Annotated in this window: 13 protein-coding genes; all 13 read right to left on the bottom strand. The window is 39.2% G+C overall.

Translation table 11 applies throughout. The annotated features are described in order from the left end of the window. Positions 1-90: 90 nt before the first annotated feature. Positions 91-1299 carry a tyrosine--tRNA ligase gene (gene tyrS, locus EO119_RS00225; protein WP_126940248.1) on the bottom strand — a complete coding sequence of 403 codons (1209 nt, stop codon included), beginning with the start codon at positions 1297-1299 and terminating at the stop codon, positions 91-93. Positions 1300-1313: 14 nt separating this feature from the next. Next, positions 1314-3404: a penicillin-binding protein 1A gene (locus tag EO119_RS00220; protein WP_126940247.1), complete on the bottom strand. Its 2091-nt coding sequence runs from the start codon at positions 3402-3404 to the stop codon at positions 1314-1316. A 97-nt stretch (positions 3405-3501) separates the two neighbouring features. Then, positions 3502-5877, bottom strand: coding sequence for an endonuclease MutS2 (locus EO119_RS00215; RefSeq protein WP_126940246.1), 2376 nt, complete (start codon positions 5875-5877; stop codon positions 3502-3504). Then, complete coding sequence (locus EO119_RS00210; RefSeq protein WP_126940245.1) at positions 5877-8330, bottom strand: DUF3656 domain-containing protein; 2454 nt, start codon at positions 8328-8330, stop codon at positions 5877-5879. Before EO119_RS00210 ends, EO119_RS00215 begins: the two co-directional genes overlap by 1 nt. A 73-nt stretch (positions 8331-8403) precedes the next feature. After that, positions 8404-10848, bottom strand: a complete 2445-nt coding sequence (pheT, locus tag EO119_RS00205; RefSeq protein ID WP_126940244.1) for a phenylalanine--tRNA ligase subunit beta — start codon at positions 10846-10848, stop codon at positions 8404-8406. A 9-nt stretch (positions 10849-10857) separates the two neighbouring features. Next, positions 10858-11880, bottom strand: a complete 1023-nt coding sequence (gene pheS, locus EO119_RS00200) for a phenylalanine--tRNA ligase subunit alpha (protein ID WP_126940243.1) — start codon at positions 11878-11880, stop codon at positions 10858-10860. A 17-nt stretch (positions 11881-11897) separates the two neighbouring features. Continuing rightward, entirely contained in the window at positions 11898-12350 is a 453-nt protein-coding gene (locus EO119_RS00195) for a PaaI family thioesterase (RefSeq protein ID WP_126940242.1), read from the bottom strand. 67 nt (positions 12351-12417) lie between these two features. Further along, positions 12418-14406: an NAD-dependent DNA ligase LigA gene (gene ligA, locus EO119_RS00190; RefSeq protein ID WP_126940241.1), complete on the bottom strand. Its 1989-nt coding sequence runs from the start codon at positions 14404-14406 to the stop codon at positions 12418-12420. Positions 14407-14418: 12 nt separating this feature from the next. Then, on the bottom strand, positions 14419-16602 hold the full coding sequence (pcrA, locus tag EO119_RS00185; RefSeq protein ID WP_126940240.1) for a DNA helicase PcrA: 2184 nt from the start codon (positions 16600-16602) through the stop codon (positions 14419-14421). A gap of 64 nt (positions 16603-16666) precedes the next feature. Beyond that, positions 16667-17953, bottom strand: a complete 1287-nt coding sequence (locus EO119_RS00180) for a manganese-dependent inorganic pyrophosphatase (protein ID WP_126940239.1) — start codon at positions 17951-17953, stop codon at positions 16667-16669. A 130-nt stretch (positions 17954-18083) separates the two neighbouring features. Further along, positions 18084-18263, bottom strand: coding sequence for a 50S ribosomal protein L32 (gene rpmF / locus EO119_RS00175; RefSeq protein WP_009354192.1), 180 nt, complete (start codon positions 18261-18263; stop codon positions 18084-18086). Between the two features lie 32 nt (positions 18264-18295). After that, entirely contained in the window at positions 18296-18808 is a 513-nt protein-coding gene (locus tag EO119_RS00170) for a DUF177 domain-containing protein (protein WP_009354204.1), read from the bottom strand. 177 nt (positions 18809-18985) lie between these two features. Continuing rightward, complete coding sequence (locus tag EO119_RS00165; protein WP_009354175.1) at positions 18986-19123, bottom strand: rubredoxin; 138 nt, start codon at positions 19121-19123, stop codon at positions 18986-18988. Positions 19124-19180 lie beyond the last annotated feature (57 nt).

Raw genomic sequence — 19180 nt, 5'->3', positions numbered from 1 at the left:
AACAAACATAACCACTGTATAGTTTGAGAAGGGGTGTGTTACGGTCTTCCCTTTATCTTATTTAGTTAAAAACGCCACAGCCTACATAGACTAACAAGAGACGATTTTAATGAATTTACGTTTCCCAACTTGCAACACCATACCATCTTTCAATACGATATGTTCTTCGTTGCATTTTTCACCATCGATTTTGAAAGCTCCAGCTTTAATAGATCGTCTTGCTTCCCCATTACTTGCTGTTAAGCCTGCATCAGATAATAACTGTGGTACAAACACAGGTTCTTCTGTGATTGCCACTTTATATTCTGGAATATCTGTTGGCATCGCATGTTTTTGGAACACACGCACAAACTCATCTTGTCCAAAATTGGCAGCTTCTTCTCCATGATATAGACGAACGATAGTATGAGCCAATTTCATTTTTACATCTCTAGGATGGGCTGCACCAGACTCTAAATCCTTACTAAGTTGTTCTTGTTCTTCAATGCTCATGTCTGTTACCAACATAAAGTAACGCATCATCAACTCATCTGGAATAGACATCGCTTTACCATACATTTCAGATGGAGCTTCACTAATACCAATGTAGTTGCCAAGAGACTTACTCATTTTTTGAACTCCATCAAGGCCTTCTAAAATTGGCATTGTAATAATGGTTTGCTCGGGCATCCCCTCTTCACCTTGTAAATGGCGTCCCATTAACAGGTTAAATGTTTGGTCAGTACCACCAAATTCCACATCAGCTTTCAAAGCGATAGAATCGTAACCTTGCATCAATGGATACATGAACTCATGAATACTAATAGGACGACCTTCTGTATATCGTTTGTGGAAATCATCTCGCTCCAACATACGAGCTACTGTATATTTGGAGGCTAACTTCAATACATCCGCAAAATCCAATTTACTTAACCATTCACTATTGAAACGAACTTCTGTTTTTTCAGGGTCTAAGACTTTAAAAATTTGCTCTTGGTATGTTTTCGCATTAGTAATCACTTGTTCTTCTGTCAACGGTGGACGAGTTACGCTTTTGCCAGTTGGATCACCAATACGAGCTGTAAAGTCACCAATTAAAATGATAACTTTATGTCCAAAATCTTGGAATAATTTAAGCTTACGCAAAACAACAGTATGGCCCAAATGAATATCTGGAGCTGTTGGATCTAATCCTAATTTGACAATCAATGGCGTATTCGTTGCCACGGATTTTTCTAATTTCTTTTTAAATTCATCTTCTGGTAAAAGATCAGCTACCCCATGGGAAATGAGGCGAAACTGTTCTGCTGCACTAATCATGATTATCTCCTATGTTACTGTGAATTTTTAGATGATCTAGGAGCAACAACTGGCTCCTTCCCTTTATTACTTTTAGATTTAGATGGGCTTTCATCATTGGATGTTGTACTAGTATCCTCCTCTACATCTCCATCTTTTTTATCTTTTTTGTCTTTCTCATCTTTTTTCTTATCTGTAGCTGGGTTTGTATTGCCTGCATAAGCCTCAGGACCTACCCCCTCTGGCACTGTAAAGTTAGATGCTGGAGTATCTGCTAAAGCTGCTTGCATGTATTGTCTCCAGATGATAGCTGGTGTTTGACCACCTGTGGTACCATGTAAAGTTTCAGATCCACTATCATCACCCATCCAAACCACTGTCACTAAATCAGGCGTATAACCTGCAAACCAAGCATCTTTTTCTTCATCGGTAGTACCAGTTTTACCTGCTACTGGACGACCAAAATAAGCATTACCACCTGTACCAAATTTAATTACAGATTCAAGCATATTTGTCATCATATATGCATATTTTGGCTCTACAACACGAGTTTCCTCAACAGAACCTTCCTCTACAATATTACCATTACGATCTATAATTTTCGTAATAGCTACAGGCTTAACTTTCACACCGTTATTGGCAAGCACCCCGTAGGCTACCGCCATATCCATAGGTGTCACACCTTTTGTCAAACCACCTAATGCAACAGCTAAGTTATCATCACCATGTTTATCTAATGTAGAAATCCCCATTTTCTCAGCTAGGTCCAACACATTTGACATACCCACCTTATCTGCTGCTAATACAGCTACTACGTTATTAGAGTGAGCTACTGCATTACGCATTGTCATAGCGCCTGAATGTCTACGAGAATAGTTTTGAGGCTTCCAGCCATTAAATTCAGATGGTTTATCTACATATACTGTACCTGGAGTATCTCCATTTTTCAAAGCTGCCAAATATACAAATGGCTTAAAGGCTGAGCCCGGTTGACGTACCGCCATAGTAGTACGATTAAAGGAATCTGTACCACGGCCACCCACCATAGCTACGATATGACCATTATGAGGATTAATAGAAATCAATGCCCCTTGTGGCTGCTGTAAGCCATTTTCATCCGTATAATAATTTGGTAAGTTTTCCATAGCCTGTTCAGCAGCCCTTTGTGCCTTCATATCAATGGTAGTATAAATTTTCATACCTTCTTTATAAATTGCATTATCACCATATCGTTCTGATACTTCATTAATAACATAATCTACAAAGTAACTCATTCTGCCATATCCATTAGAAGATTTTGGTTTATCTAACAAGTGTAAGTCCGCATTTTTGGCTTCTTCTGCTTGATCAGCTGATAGATAATCATATTTCACCATCTGTCCCAATACAACAGCCTGACGCGCTTTAGCTGCTTTTAGATTATTAAATGGAGAATAATAATTTGGACTTTGCGGTAAGCCCGCTAAAATTGCCATCTGCGCTAATGACAGGTCCTGCACATCTTTATCAAAGTATACATGAGACGCTGTTTGTACGCCATATGCACCTTGACCAAAATAAATTTGGTTCATGTACATTTCTAAAATTTCTTGTTTTGTATAGTGTTGTTCAATACGCAATGCCAATAAAGCTTCCATAATCTTACGTTTAAAGGTACGATCCTGTGTTAAGAAAGCATTTCGTGCTAACTGTTGTGTAATCGTAGATCCACCTTCTGCAACACCGTCATGAATAATATTTACCCATACAGCGCGTAAGATACCAATAGGATCGATACCATGATGGCTATAGAAACGATTATCTTCTGTAGCAATAAAAGCATTCTGAAGGTTTTTTGGAACTTCTGACAACTTCACAGGTAATCGATTTTCTTCTGAATGGACTGTAGTAATTAAATCACCATTCGCATCATATATTTGTGAAGATGCTGCTGGTTTTACATTAGCCACGTCCGGTAAAGAAGACATAGTGGCACCTAAAAATCCACAACCTGCACCTGCTACAATCAATATAAATAAGATAAAGAAAATCCAAAAAGAACGTTTCCAAGATGATTTTTTCTTTATCGGTTTCTTTTGCACTACCCGTCTCCTAGGAGGAATGGGTCTTGATGAACTAGGATTCATATGTCACCTCTCTAAAGCTCATTATTTCCTATAGAACTCCCTTAATTATACTCTATTGCAGATTTTTGCACAAATTAGAATTCCATAAAGGATTCATTTATAGGATTACAGTCGTCGCTCCTGCACCACCTTCATCTAAACTAGCTAGGTCATAACTTTTAATACCTGGCAAGGTCCTTAAATAATCATGAACTCCAGACCGTAAAGCTCCCGTTCCTTTACCATGAACAATACGCACCGAATTTAATCCAGCTAGTATAGCTTGGTCAATGAATCTTCCTACTTCTACAATAGCTTCATCCACAGTTCTACCAATAATATTTAACTCAGTAGAGGCTTGTTGTTGACGAATGACCGCCATACCAGATCGTTTCCGCTGACGATTGGACATAGGTACAGGATTTTCTTTACGCAATAAGGCACTGGCTTCCTCACGAGTGGCTGCTAATAAATCCTTTTCTTTCACAGTCACTGTCAGTCCATTCATGTCAACTTGAATCCGTTTTCCTTGAATAGCCAATATAGTGCCTAAAGATTGTAAGTTATCTAGGAACACAACATCGCCTACTTTTACCTTAGTCACATCTAAAGGATCTCGTTTTTCAATAGTCCCTGTTGGAACAGCTACATTGGATACGCCTTTTCTAGCTTTAGATATAGCATCCTGACGTTTTTGCTTGTCCGTTTCATTAAAAGAACCTTTTAACTCTTTAATGATTTGTTCACTTTCAATACGAACAGATCGTTTCATATTTTGCGCTTCTTCTCGAGCTTTTTCTAAGATGACCTTTTTCTTATCTTGTAATGCTTTTTTATCACGCATCACTTGGGTACGCATACGGCGCACTTCTTCTTGTTCTTTTTTCAAAGCTCGTTCCCGTTCTTGCGTTTTTCTAAGCTCTTGATTTAAGTCACGAAGCATATCTTCCATAGCACTACGTCCATTCAGTTCCCATTGTTTGCGAGCTAAGTCCACCACATCTTGCGGTAATCCTAAGCGTGCTGCAATGCTAAGTGCATGTGAACTACCTGCTACACCAATATGTAATCTGTAGGTTGGTCGCAATGTACGTTCATCGAACTCCACATGACCATTTTCGACACCTTCCGTTTGATACGCATAGGTTTTCAACTCATTATAATGCGTGCTCACCATCATGAGTGCTCCTTTTTTACGGAAGTATTCAATGATTGCAATCCCTAAGGCACTTCCTTCTTCTGGATCCGTACCAGAACCTAATTCATCTAGTAATACTAAATCATTTGGTCCTACCTTTTTCAGTATCCGAATTACCTGCGACATATGGGCAGAGAATGTACTCAAACTGGCTTCAATGCTTTGTTCATCTCCAATATCTGCATAGATATGGTGAAAGATTGGTAAAGCAGATCCGCTGTCAGCTGGAATACATAAGCCACTTTGATTCATTAACGCCAACAATCCCAATGTTTTTAGAGACACTGTTTTACCACCAGTATTGGAACCTGTAATCAACAAAATACGATACTTCGTCCCTAAAGTGATGGTAGTAGGAACTACCACATTCGGAGCTAGCATAGGATGACGCGCTTGTAGTAAGTTCACTTCTCGACCTTGACTAATGATGGCACGGACAGCTTTCATCCGTATGGCTAATTCTGCTTTTCCATAGACAAATTCTACATGGGATACACGTTTACATGCATCTAATAATGTGTCTGCATGAGTTCGTACCAACTCTGTTAACTCTTTGTAAATACGAAGTACTTCTTGTTCTTCTGCCAAGATAGCTTCTTGTAATTCATTATTTAAGTCTACCAACCGCATCGGCTCAATATATAAAGTGGCACCTGTAGCAGATCTATCATGAATAAGACCAGGAAATGCTCCTCGATATTCTTGTTTTACAGGAATGACGTAACGATTATTACGCATAGTAACGATAGCTTCTTGAAAGTATTTTTGATTATCCTTATCCTGTAATATTCGCTGTAAATCATTTTTAATAGCATTCTTTGTACGACTCATGGTCATTCGCAACTGTTGTAGTTTAGGTGTAGCGCCATCCAGTAACACACCATAGGCATCAAAAGTTCGTTCAAAGCGCTTGGTCAGCTTATCATGACTTGGCAAATCCTGTACCCACAAAGATAATAATGGGTAGAGCAGATACTTTTCTTTAAAAAAACGATGCATCCGATTATATGCCAAGATAGTAGTATGCAAGTCCCAAAGCTCTTCACGAGTCAAAATAATTTCTTTACGACTTTTCGTACAAGTTGTACGAATATCTTTCGTGCCACTGATGGGTTGCTCCACTTCTTGCTCTAAGGAGCGCATAGCTTCCACGGTTTCATCTAGGGCATCTTCAATTTTTTGACGGTTGTGCATAGGTTGCAAATTCAGTGCATATTCTTTAGCTATGGCAGAGGAACACACATCTGCCAGCTTTTGCCGTATATGTTGAAAGTCTAAGACTTGTTCACTATTCATTATGATTCCCCTAATATTCCTTTAAAAAAATGTCCCCGTGTGATATGAGTAGCTCCTTCTTTGCTCGGTGCTTCCACAGCCCCCTCTAGTAATTGACGATACATACTCACCTCTTTAGCAATCCATTTAGGACTTCGTTGTCTTCCGTCAAGGACTAGACGTTGTAACCTAGAACGTCGTAAGTCATCGATATAGCTTTTCATATCTAACTCACGGCTATTCATAATATGGGTACGACAGAATGGATCTGTATAAATTGGAAATAGTTCACCCTTTCTATCCTGCAAAGCATAGTCTTGTTTCGTACACACCACAGGACAACCTCGTTTATAACCTGTACCGGCAAAACTGCTGATAGGACAATACTCAGAAATCATCAATTCTACACGGCCTTGCACAATAGCTCCAATAGGCATAATATTTTTACTTGCCATCGTATTCATTTGATGTAAGGTAGCCTCTAAGGACACATTGACAGTACTAAATCCTAAGTCATTAAGTATGCCCAAGGTGTGAGAGTTAAAGATTTGCAATCCTGTATCACCTTCCACCACACCTGTATATCCCAGTTGATGTAATATTTCCAAAGCCCCCAAGAAATGTACTCGAATCCCATCTGGATTGGCTTGTACCATATGGGCTACCATATCCCTAAAGGCTGTACTTTCATTATCCTTAATCACCCTTGGAGTACTAAATATAATTTCTTTATTAGCCTCACGGCACATTTGTACAGCTTCTTGATATACAGGATATGCTACTGGGATTCTGTGTAATGGATCGCCAAACACAATACGGTCTACTGGCGTCATGATTGCCTGCTGCAGACCTTCTAAGGAATCCACTAAGATTTCTAATTGTTTTGTATTAGATTCTAGGGTATGCGCCTGTGTAAATCCTAACACCTGCCCCACAGTTTTTGTCATGTCTCCTAATAATTCCATCCCTGTGGGCAAGTTCGCTTTACGTGCTTCCCATGATGCCACGTATTGTTCTATTAGCAATTCTTCCATAGCCTCCACAGCATGTCTACGAAGACTATTTAAGACACTGCTAGGCCACATAAAAGAACCTTCTGGAACCGTCACATGATCTAAGTCAAATAAAGTATTCCCTAATCGACCTAATTGTTCTGTAATTTTCTCCACAGAAGTAGGTTTATGATTAGCCATTTGTAATACATATTCATCAGTGACTGTTACCGTTTGACCAGAATCTAACATCATCGTCAATGACACAGTACTACCTTCTTCACCATGTAAGAACATATAGGATTTGTATTTACGAGTAAAATCTTTTAAGCCTCGTTGTTTCGTATATCCCCCTTGACTGGCACGATAGACCTTGCCTGCACTAATAGTTTCTGCAAGTGGAATGCGATATATATTACGATCAAAAGTCATATCCGCCGTCACCGTAATGTAGTGCACATCTCCCGTATGGGCGATAACTTTCAGTAAGTCGCCTTCTGCTACAGCCTCCTTAGTGCGCAAGACCAGCATACGGCCTTTTACCTGACCTTCTCCCAAGTATTTTCCTAAATGATTAGGCGCACTGATAGTCATCATAGACTTGGAACCATTATTTTCTAAATAAGCCGTAGAGAACCCACGATTAAACCCTTCTTCTAAGCGAGTAAAATCTGCCTCTGTGGCTTGTCCAGATCTATCGATGATAGTCCGATACGTACCGATGACTTCATGCACATAGGATACCTTTTTCATGCGTCCTTCTACTTTGAATGAAGCTACGCCTGCTTCGATGAGCTCTTTCATATACGCACTATAGTTTAAGTCCTTAGGGCTCATGATATAGGTCTCTTTATCATGAGTAATTTGTTTACCATCTAAAGTAACCAATTGGTATGGCAAGCGACATGGTTGGGCACAAGACCCACGGTTGCCACTACGTCCACCAATGAAACTACTCATCAAACATTGTCCAGAGTAGGAAATACAAAGCGCTCCATGAATAAACACTTCAATTTCAGCCTTCGCATGTTTACAAATATGACGAATTTCATCTAAGCTCAATTCTCTAGATAAGACAACTCGAGTAAACCCCAATCGTTCTAAAAATTGTACAGTCTCCAAATTAGTAGCTGTCATTTGTGTACTACCATGAAGCTCTAAGGTAGGCGCTACTTGACGCGCTATTCTTGCAACACCAAGATCTTGCACAATAATGCCGTCTACACCAATGCATTCTAGCTCCCGTAGATGCTCTGCTAAGGCTTTACTTTCACGGTCACCTACCAAGATATTCACCGTTACATAGATACCCACCTGTAATATATGGGCTAATCGCAAAGCCTCACGCAATTCATCATAGTCAAAATTTCCTGCATGAGATCGCGCATTAAAGACCTTACCGCCTAAATAAATGGCATCAGCCCCTGCTTCAAGGGCGGCCATAAAGTTTTCCATTGTCCCTGCTGGGGCTAATAATTCCATCACAACTCCTTATAATAAATCGGTCATCCCATAAGAGAGATGACCGATTGTTACATCCCGTAGGATTTACGTATTATCGTAAAGTGCAACCTTTGTCTGCTAATGTTGCTAACATCGCTTGGATTCTATCTTCAATATCAGCATCTACTAATGTACCTTCATGAGAACGGAACGACAAGGTATACGCCAAGCTACGATATCCTTCTTGGATATGTTCCCCTTCGTATACGTCAAAGATACGAACACTCTCAAGATATTCGCCGCCTTCTTGTTTCATCACTTCTAACACATCAATAGCTTGCACATCTTTTGGTGCTACAATCGCTAAGTCACGACTAGTACCAGGGAATTTAGAAATTGCTGTGAAAGAAATTCCTTTGCGGTTCACTTGTAACAATGCTTCTAAATCCATTTCAAATAAATATGCTTTACCACTAATGTCATAATGACTTGCTACTTGTGGATGTAATTCACCAAAGCGTACAATTTCAACACCCTCTACGGAGATACTAGCACTCACACCTAGATGTAAATAATATTCTTTACTACGGCTAATTGCATAATTTTCAACACCAAGATTAGCGAGTACAGATTCAATAATACCTTTTAAATCATAGAAATCTACGTTTCTAGCCTGTACATTCCATTCTTGGCGATTCCATTTTCCTAGGATAACCCCTGCTGCCATCATCCGTTCGTTTGGTAATTCTGTAAGCGGCAATGCCTTAGGTTCGTACACAGTAGCCACTTCAAAAACGGCTAAATCTAAATTCTTTTGAGCTACATTGCGTTTTGCTGTTTCTAAGACGCTAGGTACTAAAGTAGTACGCATCACCGGAAACTCTTCGGAAATTGGGTTTAGAATAGGAATCGCTTGATGTCTGCTATCTGTTTCAGGAATTAACAAATCTTGCAAACTATCTTTATGCATGAAACTAAAAGTAATAATTTCATCTAAACCCGATTCAGCCAAAGCATGTTTCACATCGTGTACTAATGCATGCATAGGAGATACTGTACCCGTTTGGATTCGTGCCAATGGCGTAGTAGGTACAATATTATCATAATTATGAATGCGTGCTACTTCTTCCGCAATATCCGGCATGCCTGTTACATCATCACGCCAAGATGGGATAGTAGCCACCAATGTCTTACCATCAACTTTCACGCCGAAGGATAAGGTAGTTAAAATACTAACCATCTCTTCTTCTGCAATATTCGTACCCAAGTACGCATTCACAGCTTCACTTGTGAAAGATACTGTACGTACTTCTTTCGCAGTTGGATATACATCGATTACACCTTTTGCTACCGTAGCACCTGGTGTAATCTCCAATAACAATTGTGCTGCTCGATCTAAAGCTAGTGGTGTCACTTCGCTGTTCACACCACGTTCAAAACGGCCAGATGCTTCAGAGCGTAAACCTAATGCACGAGAAGTACGACGAATGGATGCTCCATTAAATACAGCAGCTTCCAATACAACCGTTGTTGTTTCATTGGATACTTCACTATCAGCACCACCCATCACACCAGCTACCCCTACAGGACGGTCAGCATCAGCGATAACAAGCATAGTATCTGCTAATGTGCGATCATTGCTGTCTAAGGTTTGAATTACTTCTCCCTCTGTAGCCTTACGAGCTACTAAACTATGTCCATGAAGATGATCATAGTCGTAAGCATGCATTGGTTGACCTAATTCTAACATCACATAATTTGTTACGTCCACCACATTATTGATAGGACGAATACCGCAATTACGCAAACGATTTTGTAACCATAATGGAGATTTTTGAACTTTTACATTTTCAATCAAACGTCCCATGAAACGAGAGCATAACTCTGTATCAGCAATAGAAATATTCAAACGACCTTCAATAGATGGTCCCTCTTCTTGTACGGTTACAGCTGGGAATGTAGCCTCTGTTTTATCTAATACGGCAAACTCACGGCTTAAACCAACCATGGAGAAACAATCTGCACGGTTTGGTGTTAATTCAAATTCGTAGACTACGTCATTAAGACCTAGCACTTCTTTTACATCTTGGCCAATAGCTGTGCCTTCCGGGAAGATATAAATACCAGTAGCTTCTTCTGGCAATACAACATCTGTAGATAAGCCAAATTCTGCTACAGAACAGAACATGCCTTCTGATGTTTGCCCACGAAGTTTACCTTTTTTAATTTCTGTACCATCTGCTAAACGAGATTTATGGTATGCCACAGGAACGATTTGTCCCACTGCCACATTGGTTGCGGCTGTTACGATTTGTTTCGTCACAGGCTCCCCTTCTTCTGTTAGGCATTCCACCTGACATACTTGTAATTTATCTGCATCAGGATGTTTTGTAATTTCTACAATTTTCCCTGTGTATATCTTTTTAATACCTGTATCACAGTTGATGACTTCTTCTACTGGAATCCCTGCTTGTGTTAAAGCATCTGCAAACTCTTGAGGATTTTCGCCGATATTCACAGATACATAGTCTTTCATCCATTGTAAACTAGCTTTCACGATAACCTCCTAGAATTGCGTTAAGAAACGTTTATCATTTTCATAGAATAAACGTAAATCATTAATACCATATTTCAACATTGCAATACGTTCTACACCCATGCCGAAGGCAAAACCTTGCACTTCATTAGGATCGTAACCATTCAATTTCAATACGTTTGGATGTACCATACCACAACCAAGAATTTCTAACCAACCTGTATGAGAACATACACGGCATCCTTCACCGTGGCACATGCAACAAGAAATATCTACTTCTGCGCTTGGTTCTGTGAAAGGAAAGAAACTTGTACGGAAACGTACAGCTGTATCTTCACCAAACATTTTTTTCAAGAACAATTCCAATGTACCTTTCAAGTCAGAGAAAGTAATATTCTTATCAATAACAAGCCCTTCTACTTGATGGAACACTGGAGAATGTGTAGCATCATAGTCCCAACGATACACTTTTCCCGGTGCAATCATACGGATAGGTGCATTTTTTTCACTACGTTGTAAGGTTCTAGCTTGCACTGGAGATGTATGAGTTCGAAGTAATACGGAATCTGTAATATAGAAAGAATCCTGCATATCACGTGCTGGGTGATCTGCAGCTAAATTCAAGCATTCAAAGTTAAAATAGTCTGATTCAATTTCAGGACCTTCTTCTACAGCATAACCCATGGACACAAAGAATTGTTCAATTTCTTCATTGATTTGTGTCAGTGGATGTAAATGACCTTTATGAACAGGACGGCCTGGTAAGGTAATATCAATGGTTTCTTGTTCTATTTTAGCCGCCAGCACAGCAGATTCCATGCGTTGCTGTACTGCTTCTAATGCTTCTTCCAAAGCCACACGCACTGTATTTACCAAGGCCCCCATAGTAGGACGCTCTTCTGGAGATAATTTACCCAATCCTTTTAATAAGGAGGTAACTTCTCCCTTTTTACCTAAATAGGTAACACGAATATCTTGTAATTTCTGCAAGTTCGCAGCCCCTTGAATTCGGGCGATTGCTTTCTCTTGCAATGCTTGCAATTGTTCTTTCATTGATTCCTATCCTCCAACTATTCTTCATCTAACAACGACCATGGTAATTCTGGTAATACCAAATCGTCAAGAACCATAAAAGTTCCACTTCCCATATAGACAAGTTCTCCCATATCATTATACAAACGACATGTTGTAACCATCGTACTTTGACCTTTGTGTTCCACATTGGATACACCACGGATTCTTGCATTGTTTGGCAATGATTTTACAAAATTACCATTGATTTGTGCTGTTGTCACTTGCTTTCCTAGTGTAATACAAGCCAATCCCATGAGATAATCTGACAAACTCAAATGTACCCCACCATACACATCGCCTCGCGGATTACTGTGCAATTGTTCTTCACTGTGAAAATCTAGTTCCACATGTCCTGGTGACACATTCTTAAGTGTGACATGATGTAGCACCTCAAAAGGATGTGAACTTGTATGCTCTTGAAAGTATTCTAATAATGTTCTATGTTCCATATAGCTAACCTTTCTAAGCTTATCTTTTTATTATAGAGGAAAGTCTACCTCATTATCAATAGATAGCTTAGAAATCCTTGATTAAATCTAATAATCCTTGTTCATCCATGACAGGGATACCCAATTGTTCTGCTTTCGTTAGTTTACTACCTGCATCATCACCGGCAATGACCAAAGTAGTTTTTTTACTGACAGAACCTGTTACCTTCGCTCCATGAGCTTCTAGGATTGCCCCTGCTTCAGAACGTCCCATGGAAGTAAGCTTACCAGTCAATACAATGATCTGTCCTTCCAGTTCATTGCCAACGGCTTCTTGCACTTCCTCTTCTAACCGTACTCCCGCATGACGTAACCCTTCAATCAATTGGCGATTTCGTTCATTTCCAAAATATTCTACCAAACTTTTCGCCATGGTAGGTCCTATTTCATCAATATTAGTCAACTCATCTATGGTGGCATTCATTAAGCTATCAATGGAAGTAAAGTATTTCGCAATGGTTTGCCCTGCTTTTGCACCAATTAAACGTATACCCAGTCCAAATAACACTCGACCTAAGCCGCGTTGTTTAGAATCGTCAATCGCTTTTAGTAAATTTTGGGCCGACTTTTTGCCCATTCGCTCTAAGGATGTAATATCCTCTTCCTTCAAATGATACAAGTCCACTACCGTTTCAATACGATGATTTGTCACTAGCGCTTCTACAATACTAGGACCTAATCCATCAATGTTCATGGCATCACGGGATGCAAAGTGAATGATACCTTCCTTCTCTACCGCTGGGCAATGTTCATTACTACAATAAATAGCCACTTCTCCTTCACGGCGCACCGTAGGAGATTCACACACCGGGCAAGCATTGGGCATTTCATAAGGCACAGAATTCGATTTTCGTTTATCTACTACCACAGAAATTACCTCTGGAATGATTTCTGCAGCTTTATGAATACGTACCGTATCACCAATACGAATGTCTTTTTCTTTAATAAAATCTTCATTGTGCAAAGTTGCCCGTGATACATTCGTACCAGATACGAACACAGATTCTAATTCTGCCGTTGGCGTTAATACCCCTGTGCGTCCTACATTGATTGTAATATCCTTCACAATCGTTTCCACTTCTTCTGGTGGATACTTGAAGGCCGTCGCCCATTTGGGGTCCTTCGCTGTGGTCCCCAATGTCTCTTGGTCTTCAAAGTCATTCACTTTGATAACCATTCCATCCGTATCATATGGCAAATTGTGACGTTCTACATCCCAGTAATGAATGTGTTCTATCACCTCTACGATGGAACTACACAATTTATAATGAGGATTCACATGAAATTTAAAAGCTTCGAGTTGCTCTAATAATTCCTGTTGTGTATGTATGTTAGATCCTTCTGATGAACCAATCGCATAGGCAAAAAAGTCTAAATTTCGACTCGCCGTAATGGCTGGATCTTGTTGGCGCAACGATCCTGCTGCCGCATTACGAGGATTTACAAACGTTTGCAAACCTGCTTCTTCTCGTTCTTCATTGATTCGTTTGAACTCCTTATGCGGCATATAGGCTTCTCCACGAATTTCAATGAAGGGAGGCGCATTATCAATGATTAGTGGAATAGACTGAATGGTTTTTACATTCGCTGTTACATCTTCCCCTACACGACCGTCACCACGTGTGACCGCACGTACAAAGAGACCATTTTCATAATGTAGGTTAACCGCTAAGCCATCAATCTTCAATTCCACTACATATTGCGGCGCATGGCCCAACTCTTTTTCACAACGCACCCCAAATTGTTCCACTTCAGCATCATTAAATACATTACTTAAGCTTAGCATTCGTTGTCCATGTACTACTTTTTCAAAGCTACCTTCCACCTTGGCTCCCACACGTTGTGTAGGAGAGGTCGGCACAATATACTCTGGATGTGCTGTTTCTAACTCTACTAATTTTCGATATAATACATCATAGTCATAGTCAGAAATAATGGGAGCATCTTTCACATAATATAAATACGCATGATGGGCTAATTCTTTTTGTAATTGTTGAATGTCTTCTTGAATACTCATTGTATGATTTCCTTATTTTTTTCGTATAGGAGCGAACTTAGCCATAATTTGTCGCAATCCCTGTGTAGGGAACTCAATTTTTAATTTTACATTGGCCCCTTCACCAACTACATCCACTACAGTTCCTTCACCCCATTTAGCATGGATAGCAGTATCTCCCACAGTCCAATCTACTACTTGTGGATTTCGAATCATAGGTTTTGTAACAGGTCGATTCGCTACAGATTGATGAAATGGTACATTTCGTTGTAATTCTTCCTTCACAGTTCGTTTTGTCCGTACTTCTTCCATGAGTTCGCTAGGAATTTCTTTCAAAAAACGAGATGGTAAATACCCTGTAGTTTTACCAAATACAGTCCGTGTAGTGGCATTGGATACATATAGCTCTTCTTCGGCTCTAGTAATCCCTACGTAGGCAATACGGCGTTCTTCTTCTACTTCCTCAGGATTCATCAAGGTACGACTATGCGGAAATAATCCTTCTTCTAAACCAGCTAAGAATACCACGGGGAACTCTAGTCCCTTTGCAGCATGCAAAGTCATTAACGTCACTTTGGATTCTTCTTGTTCAAAGGAATCTACATCATTCACCAATGCTACTTGCTCAAGAAAGTCTTGTAAAGTACCTTCTGGATTTGTATCCATAAACTCTTTGGCTACCGACACCAACTCACCAATATTTTCCAGCCGAGCTTGGTCTTGTGGGTCTGTACTATTCTCTAGTTCCACTACATATCCAGTCCGATCTAATACGGCCTCAATAATACCTTGTACGGAAAGCTCTGTGGCCTCGTTGACTAAGGTAAAAATTAAACCCATAAACTCTTCTAACTTTTCTTTCGTTTTACCTTTTATAGTAGGAATTTGGTCTAATTGACTCAATGTCATAAATAGTGAATTATTCGTTTCTCTTGCAAAATCCTGTAATTTACCGACTGTAGTTAATCCAATACTACGTTTTGGCACATTAATAATACGTTGCAAGCAGATATCATCAAATGGATTGATTAAAATACGTAAGTACGCCAAAATATCTTTGATTTCTTTACGATCGTAGAACTTAGTACCTCCTACCATTGTATAAGGAATCCCACGTTTAATCATGGATTCTTCCAGCACACGAGACTGTGCATTGGTACGATATAAAATAGCCATCTCTCCATAACTACGATTGTGAATTTCCTTTTGTTTTTTGATGGTATCTCCTATGAAAGCTCCTTCTTCTTGTTCGGATTGAGCTTCAAAATGACGAATTTTGGCACCTTCTCCTTTATCTGTCCACAACACTTTTTCAGGGCGCCCCTCATTGTAATCAATGACCGCATTAGCCGCCTCTAAAATTGTTTTCGTAGACCGGTAGTTTTGCTCTAATTTAATAAGCTTTGCCTTAGGATAATCTTTTTCAAAGTCCAAGATATTTTGAATATCAGCACCACGCCATGCATAGATACTTTGATCCACATCACCTACCACGCATAAATTATTCCATTTAGAAGCTAATAAAGATGCTAATGTATACTGTGCATGGTTTGTATCTTGATACTCATCGATCATAATATAACGGAAACGATGACTGTACTTTTCTAGTACGGCTGGATTTTCTTGTAATAATTTAACAGCTACTAGCAATAAATCATCAAAATCTAAAGCATTATTTTTTCGCAATTCGGCTTCATAATAATCGTACACCTTAGACACTTGTTGTGAATAAAAGTCACGAGCTTCACTGCGGAAATCCTTAGCTAATTTCATTCTATTTTTTGCATCGCTAATCTGTGATTGCATAGCCCCTACAGGGTAATATTTATCATCTAAATTTAGTGCTTTAATTGCTTGTTTAATAACTGCTTGAGAATCACTAGAATCGTAGATGGAAAAGTTTTTACTATATCCCATGAAGGAATCTAGTTCAAAGCGCAAAAATTTAGCACAAAAAGAATGGAATGTACTAAGCCAAATACGGTGTGCTGTATCCCCTACTAAGGTTTCCACACGTTCTTTCATTTCTTTTGCTGCTTTATTGGTAAATGTGATGGCTAAAATTTCATAGGGGCTTACCCCTTGTGTCAACAAATAGGCGATACGATATGTTAACACTCGTGTTTTACCTGATCCAGCACCAGCCAATATAAGAAGAGGCCCTTCAGTTGCGTATACTGCCTCTTGTTGCTCTTTATTTAAACCGTCAAATATCATAATACCTCTCTTGCATATAACAAGGGTGCGCTGTGTTTCACTACAACGCACCCCCTATTATAGATTAGCCTTTCATAGCACCCACAATTGGTGGTACTACTTGTTTTTTACGGGATAATGTATGTTCTAAATATACTTCATTGTCCACAGGTTGTGCATTAAATGCGGCTGCTACCACATCATTCGCATCTCCAACAAAGATTAAGTTTGTTGCTTCTGTTAAGATATTTGTAATCATCAAGTAAGAAGCGCTGTAATTATTGGTACTACGCAATGTTTCCATAGCTTTTAACAAGCATGCTTTACGGCCCAAAATATCTGTAGTATCCATTACTTGGATTTGTCCAATACTGATGATTTTGCCATTTGCTTCAAATTCTTTTAAATCTGTACGCACGATTTTTTCATCGGAATAATCAGATACATCAGAACCGGCTTTCAATAATTCAATACCATATTCTTCTAAGTTAACACCAGCAATAGTTGCTAATTTTTTAGCCGTTTCTTTATCTTTTTCAGTGCAAGTAGGAGAACGGAATAATACTGTGTCAGAAATAATGGCAGATAGCATTAAGCCAGCAATATTTTTAGGAATCTCTTGGCCATATTGCCAGTATAAATTAGCAAGAATTGTACAAGTACATCCTACAGTTTCATAATGAATAAAAATAGGATTGTCTGTTACCAACCCACCAATACGATGATGATCGATATTTTCGATTAATTCTGCTTCTTCGATATCGTCAATAATTTGTACTTTTTCATTGTGGTCAACAAGAACAACTTTTGTTTTTTGCTTTGGAGCTTCTACATTAGAACGAATGATACCTAAGTATGTACCATTGTCTACTACAGGATATCCACCGATGTGGGAATTAGCTTTGAAGTCACGTAATTTCGTTTCTTTGCTAATCACTTGGCAAGAAGTTTTTGTGCAAATCTCACCAGCTGTTACATTCACATTGCCACCCATAGCACCTTCTAAAGCATCAATTAAGCGTTGTGCCGTAATCGTACCCACATAAGTAGTACCATTTTCTACCACTGGAATGCGGTTCATTTCATATTGTTTACGCCATGCTAACACATCTTGTAACGTTGCTTTTGCATCGACTGCTGGAATTGTTTCTAGTACATCTTCTACTGTTACAGCAAAAGAAGTTACAATTTCTGGATGTTCAAAGCCAAAATACTTTAACGCAAAAGATGTTTCTTTATTAGCTTGACCCGCACAAATTGGTTGTGCTGGAAAGCCCATTTGATTTTTTAAATTTGCATAGGAAATAGCAGAACAAATAGAATCTGTATCTGGACTCTTATGTCCTGTTACTAAAATTGTATCTCTTAACATAATGTCACCTCTTATAATCACCACTTGAGTTATTTATTAATGTTTCTTTATTATACCATAATTAGGTATAAAATGCATACAAAAAAGACCTCGTAAACAACAGTTTACAAGGCCTTCTCATTCGTTTCTATTACGCATTTTTAGAAACTACTTGTTCTCCTTTGTAAGAACCACATGTTGGGCAAACGCGATGCGGCATCATTGGTTCGTGACATTGTGGACAAGCTACATAACCAGGTACTTCTAATTTCCAGTTAGCACGACGACGATCTCGACGGCATTTGGAAAGTCTACGCTTTGGTACTGCCATTATCTGCACCTCCTTAACATAATCACTAGGTATTAATCATCATTTTCTTCCTTCAGCAATGTTCTTAGCACTGCTAATCGAGGATCTACCACAAAGGATTCACAAGAGCATGGTGAAACATTTTGATTAGCTCCACACTGAACACACAATCCTTTGCAATCATCCTGACATAACACTTGAGAGGGCTCATTGATGATTAATGTTTCCCGAATGGTCTCCGTTAGATCGATTTCTTCCCCATCGAAAGAAATCACATCACCGTCTCCACTGTTGGAATGTGTAACACCAAAAGTCTCTTCAAATGGAACAGTATGGGTATAATTAGTATCGGTTAAGCATCTTGAGCACTCATATTGTCCATTTGTTGTTATGGTACCATTCACCACATAATGTTGACCATCATAACGAAGCTCACCACTAATGGTTATATCATGACGGCTCCAAGGAAAAGCAGATACGTCACCAAGATCATCACCTGATGTCGTACATAGAAAAGGGACTACCCGTCCAATCTGTTCTTTTGCTTGCTCTACTTGCAGTTTCATAATTTTACCTCGACTATACTATTATAGCTACCTATACTATCTTTGTCAAATACTAGCCCTATATGTTGTTGAGTTTTCAGAAAACTCATACAAGACTTAGCAATTAACTCTCATGTGAAAAAGAGCTCTCCTATAGGAGAGCCCTTATGTATGTGGATTAATTTATCGAAAAATTAATTACATTTCTTCGAATTGGTCTTTACCAACCCCACAAACTGGGCAAAGGTAATCAGCTGGTTGATCTTCGAATTTAACGCCTTCAACAGCTTCGTCATAAACCCAACCGCATACTACGCATACGTATTTTTTATCCATTGTGTGCACCACCTTTCGTACTATAAGATTTGTCTCAGATACTTTATCTATAATCAG

The sequence above is a fragment of the Veillonella sp. CNR 79/14 genome, from assembly GCF_003992185.1.
Taxonomy (GTDB): Bacteria; Bacillota; Negativicutes; order Veillonellales; family Veillonellaceae; genus F0422.
Note: the sequence above shows the minus strand (reverse complement) of the source record. Positions and strands in the feature narration are given on the sequence as shown.

Excerpts from the sequence above, each read along its gene's own strand:
- EO119_RS00215 (WP_126940246.1), bottom strand. The coding sequence starts at position 5,877 with ATGAATAGTGAACAAGTCTTAGACTTTCAACATATACGGCAAAAGCTG.
- EO119_RS00170 (WP_009354204.1), bottom strand. The coding sequence starts at position 18,808 with ATGAAACTGCAAGTAGAGCAAGCAAAAGAACAGATTGGACGGGTAGTC.
- EO119_RS00220 (WP_126940247.1), bottom strand. The coding sequence starts at position 3,404 with ATGAATCCTAGTTCATCAAGACCCATTCCTCCTAGGAGACGGGTAGTG.
- EO119_RS00165 (WP_009354175.1), bottom strand. The coding sequence starts at position 19,123 with ATGGATAAAAAATACGTATGCGTAGTATGCGGTTGGGTTTATGACGAA.
- EO119_RS00210 (WP_126940245.1), bottom strand. The coding sequence starts at position 8,330 with ATGGAATTATTAGCCCCAGCAGGGACAATGGAAAACTTTATGGCCGCC.
- pcrA (WP_126940240.1), bottom strand. The coding sequence starts at position 16,602 with ATGATATTTGACGGTTTAAATAAAGAGCAACAAGAGGCAGTATACGCA.
- tyrS (WP_126940248.1), bottom strand. The coding sequence starts at position 1,299 with ATGATTAGTGCAGCAGAACAGTTTCGCCTCATTTCCCATGGGGTAGCT.
- pheS (WP_126940243.1), bottom strand. The coding sequence starts at position 11,880 with ATGAAAGAACAATTGCAAGCATTGCAAGAGAAAGCAATCGCCCGAATT.
- EO119_RS00195 (WP_126940242.1), bottom strand. The coding sequence starts at position 12,350 with ATGGAACATAGAACATTATTAGAATACTTTCAAGAGCATACAAGTTCA.
- EO119_RS00180 (WP_126940239.1), bottom strand. The coding sequence starts at position 17,953 with ATGTTAAGAGATACAATTTTAGTAACAGGACATAAGAGTCCAGATACA.
- rpmF (WP_009354192.1), bottom strand. The coding sequence starts at position 18,263 with ATGGCAGTACCAAAGCGTAGACTTTCCAAATGCCGTCGAGATCGTCGT.
- ligA (WP_126940241.1), bottom strand. The coding sequence starts at position 14,406 with ATGAGTATTCAAGAAGACATTCAACAATTACAAAAAGAATTAGCCCAT.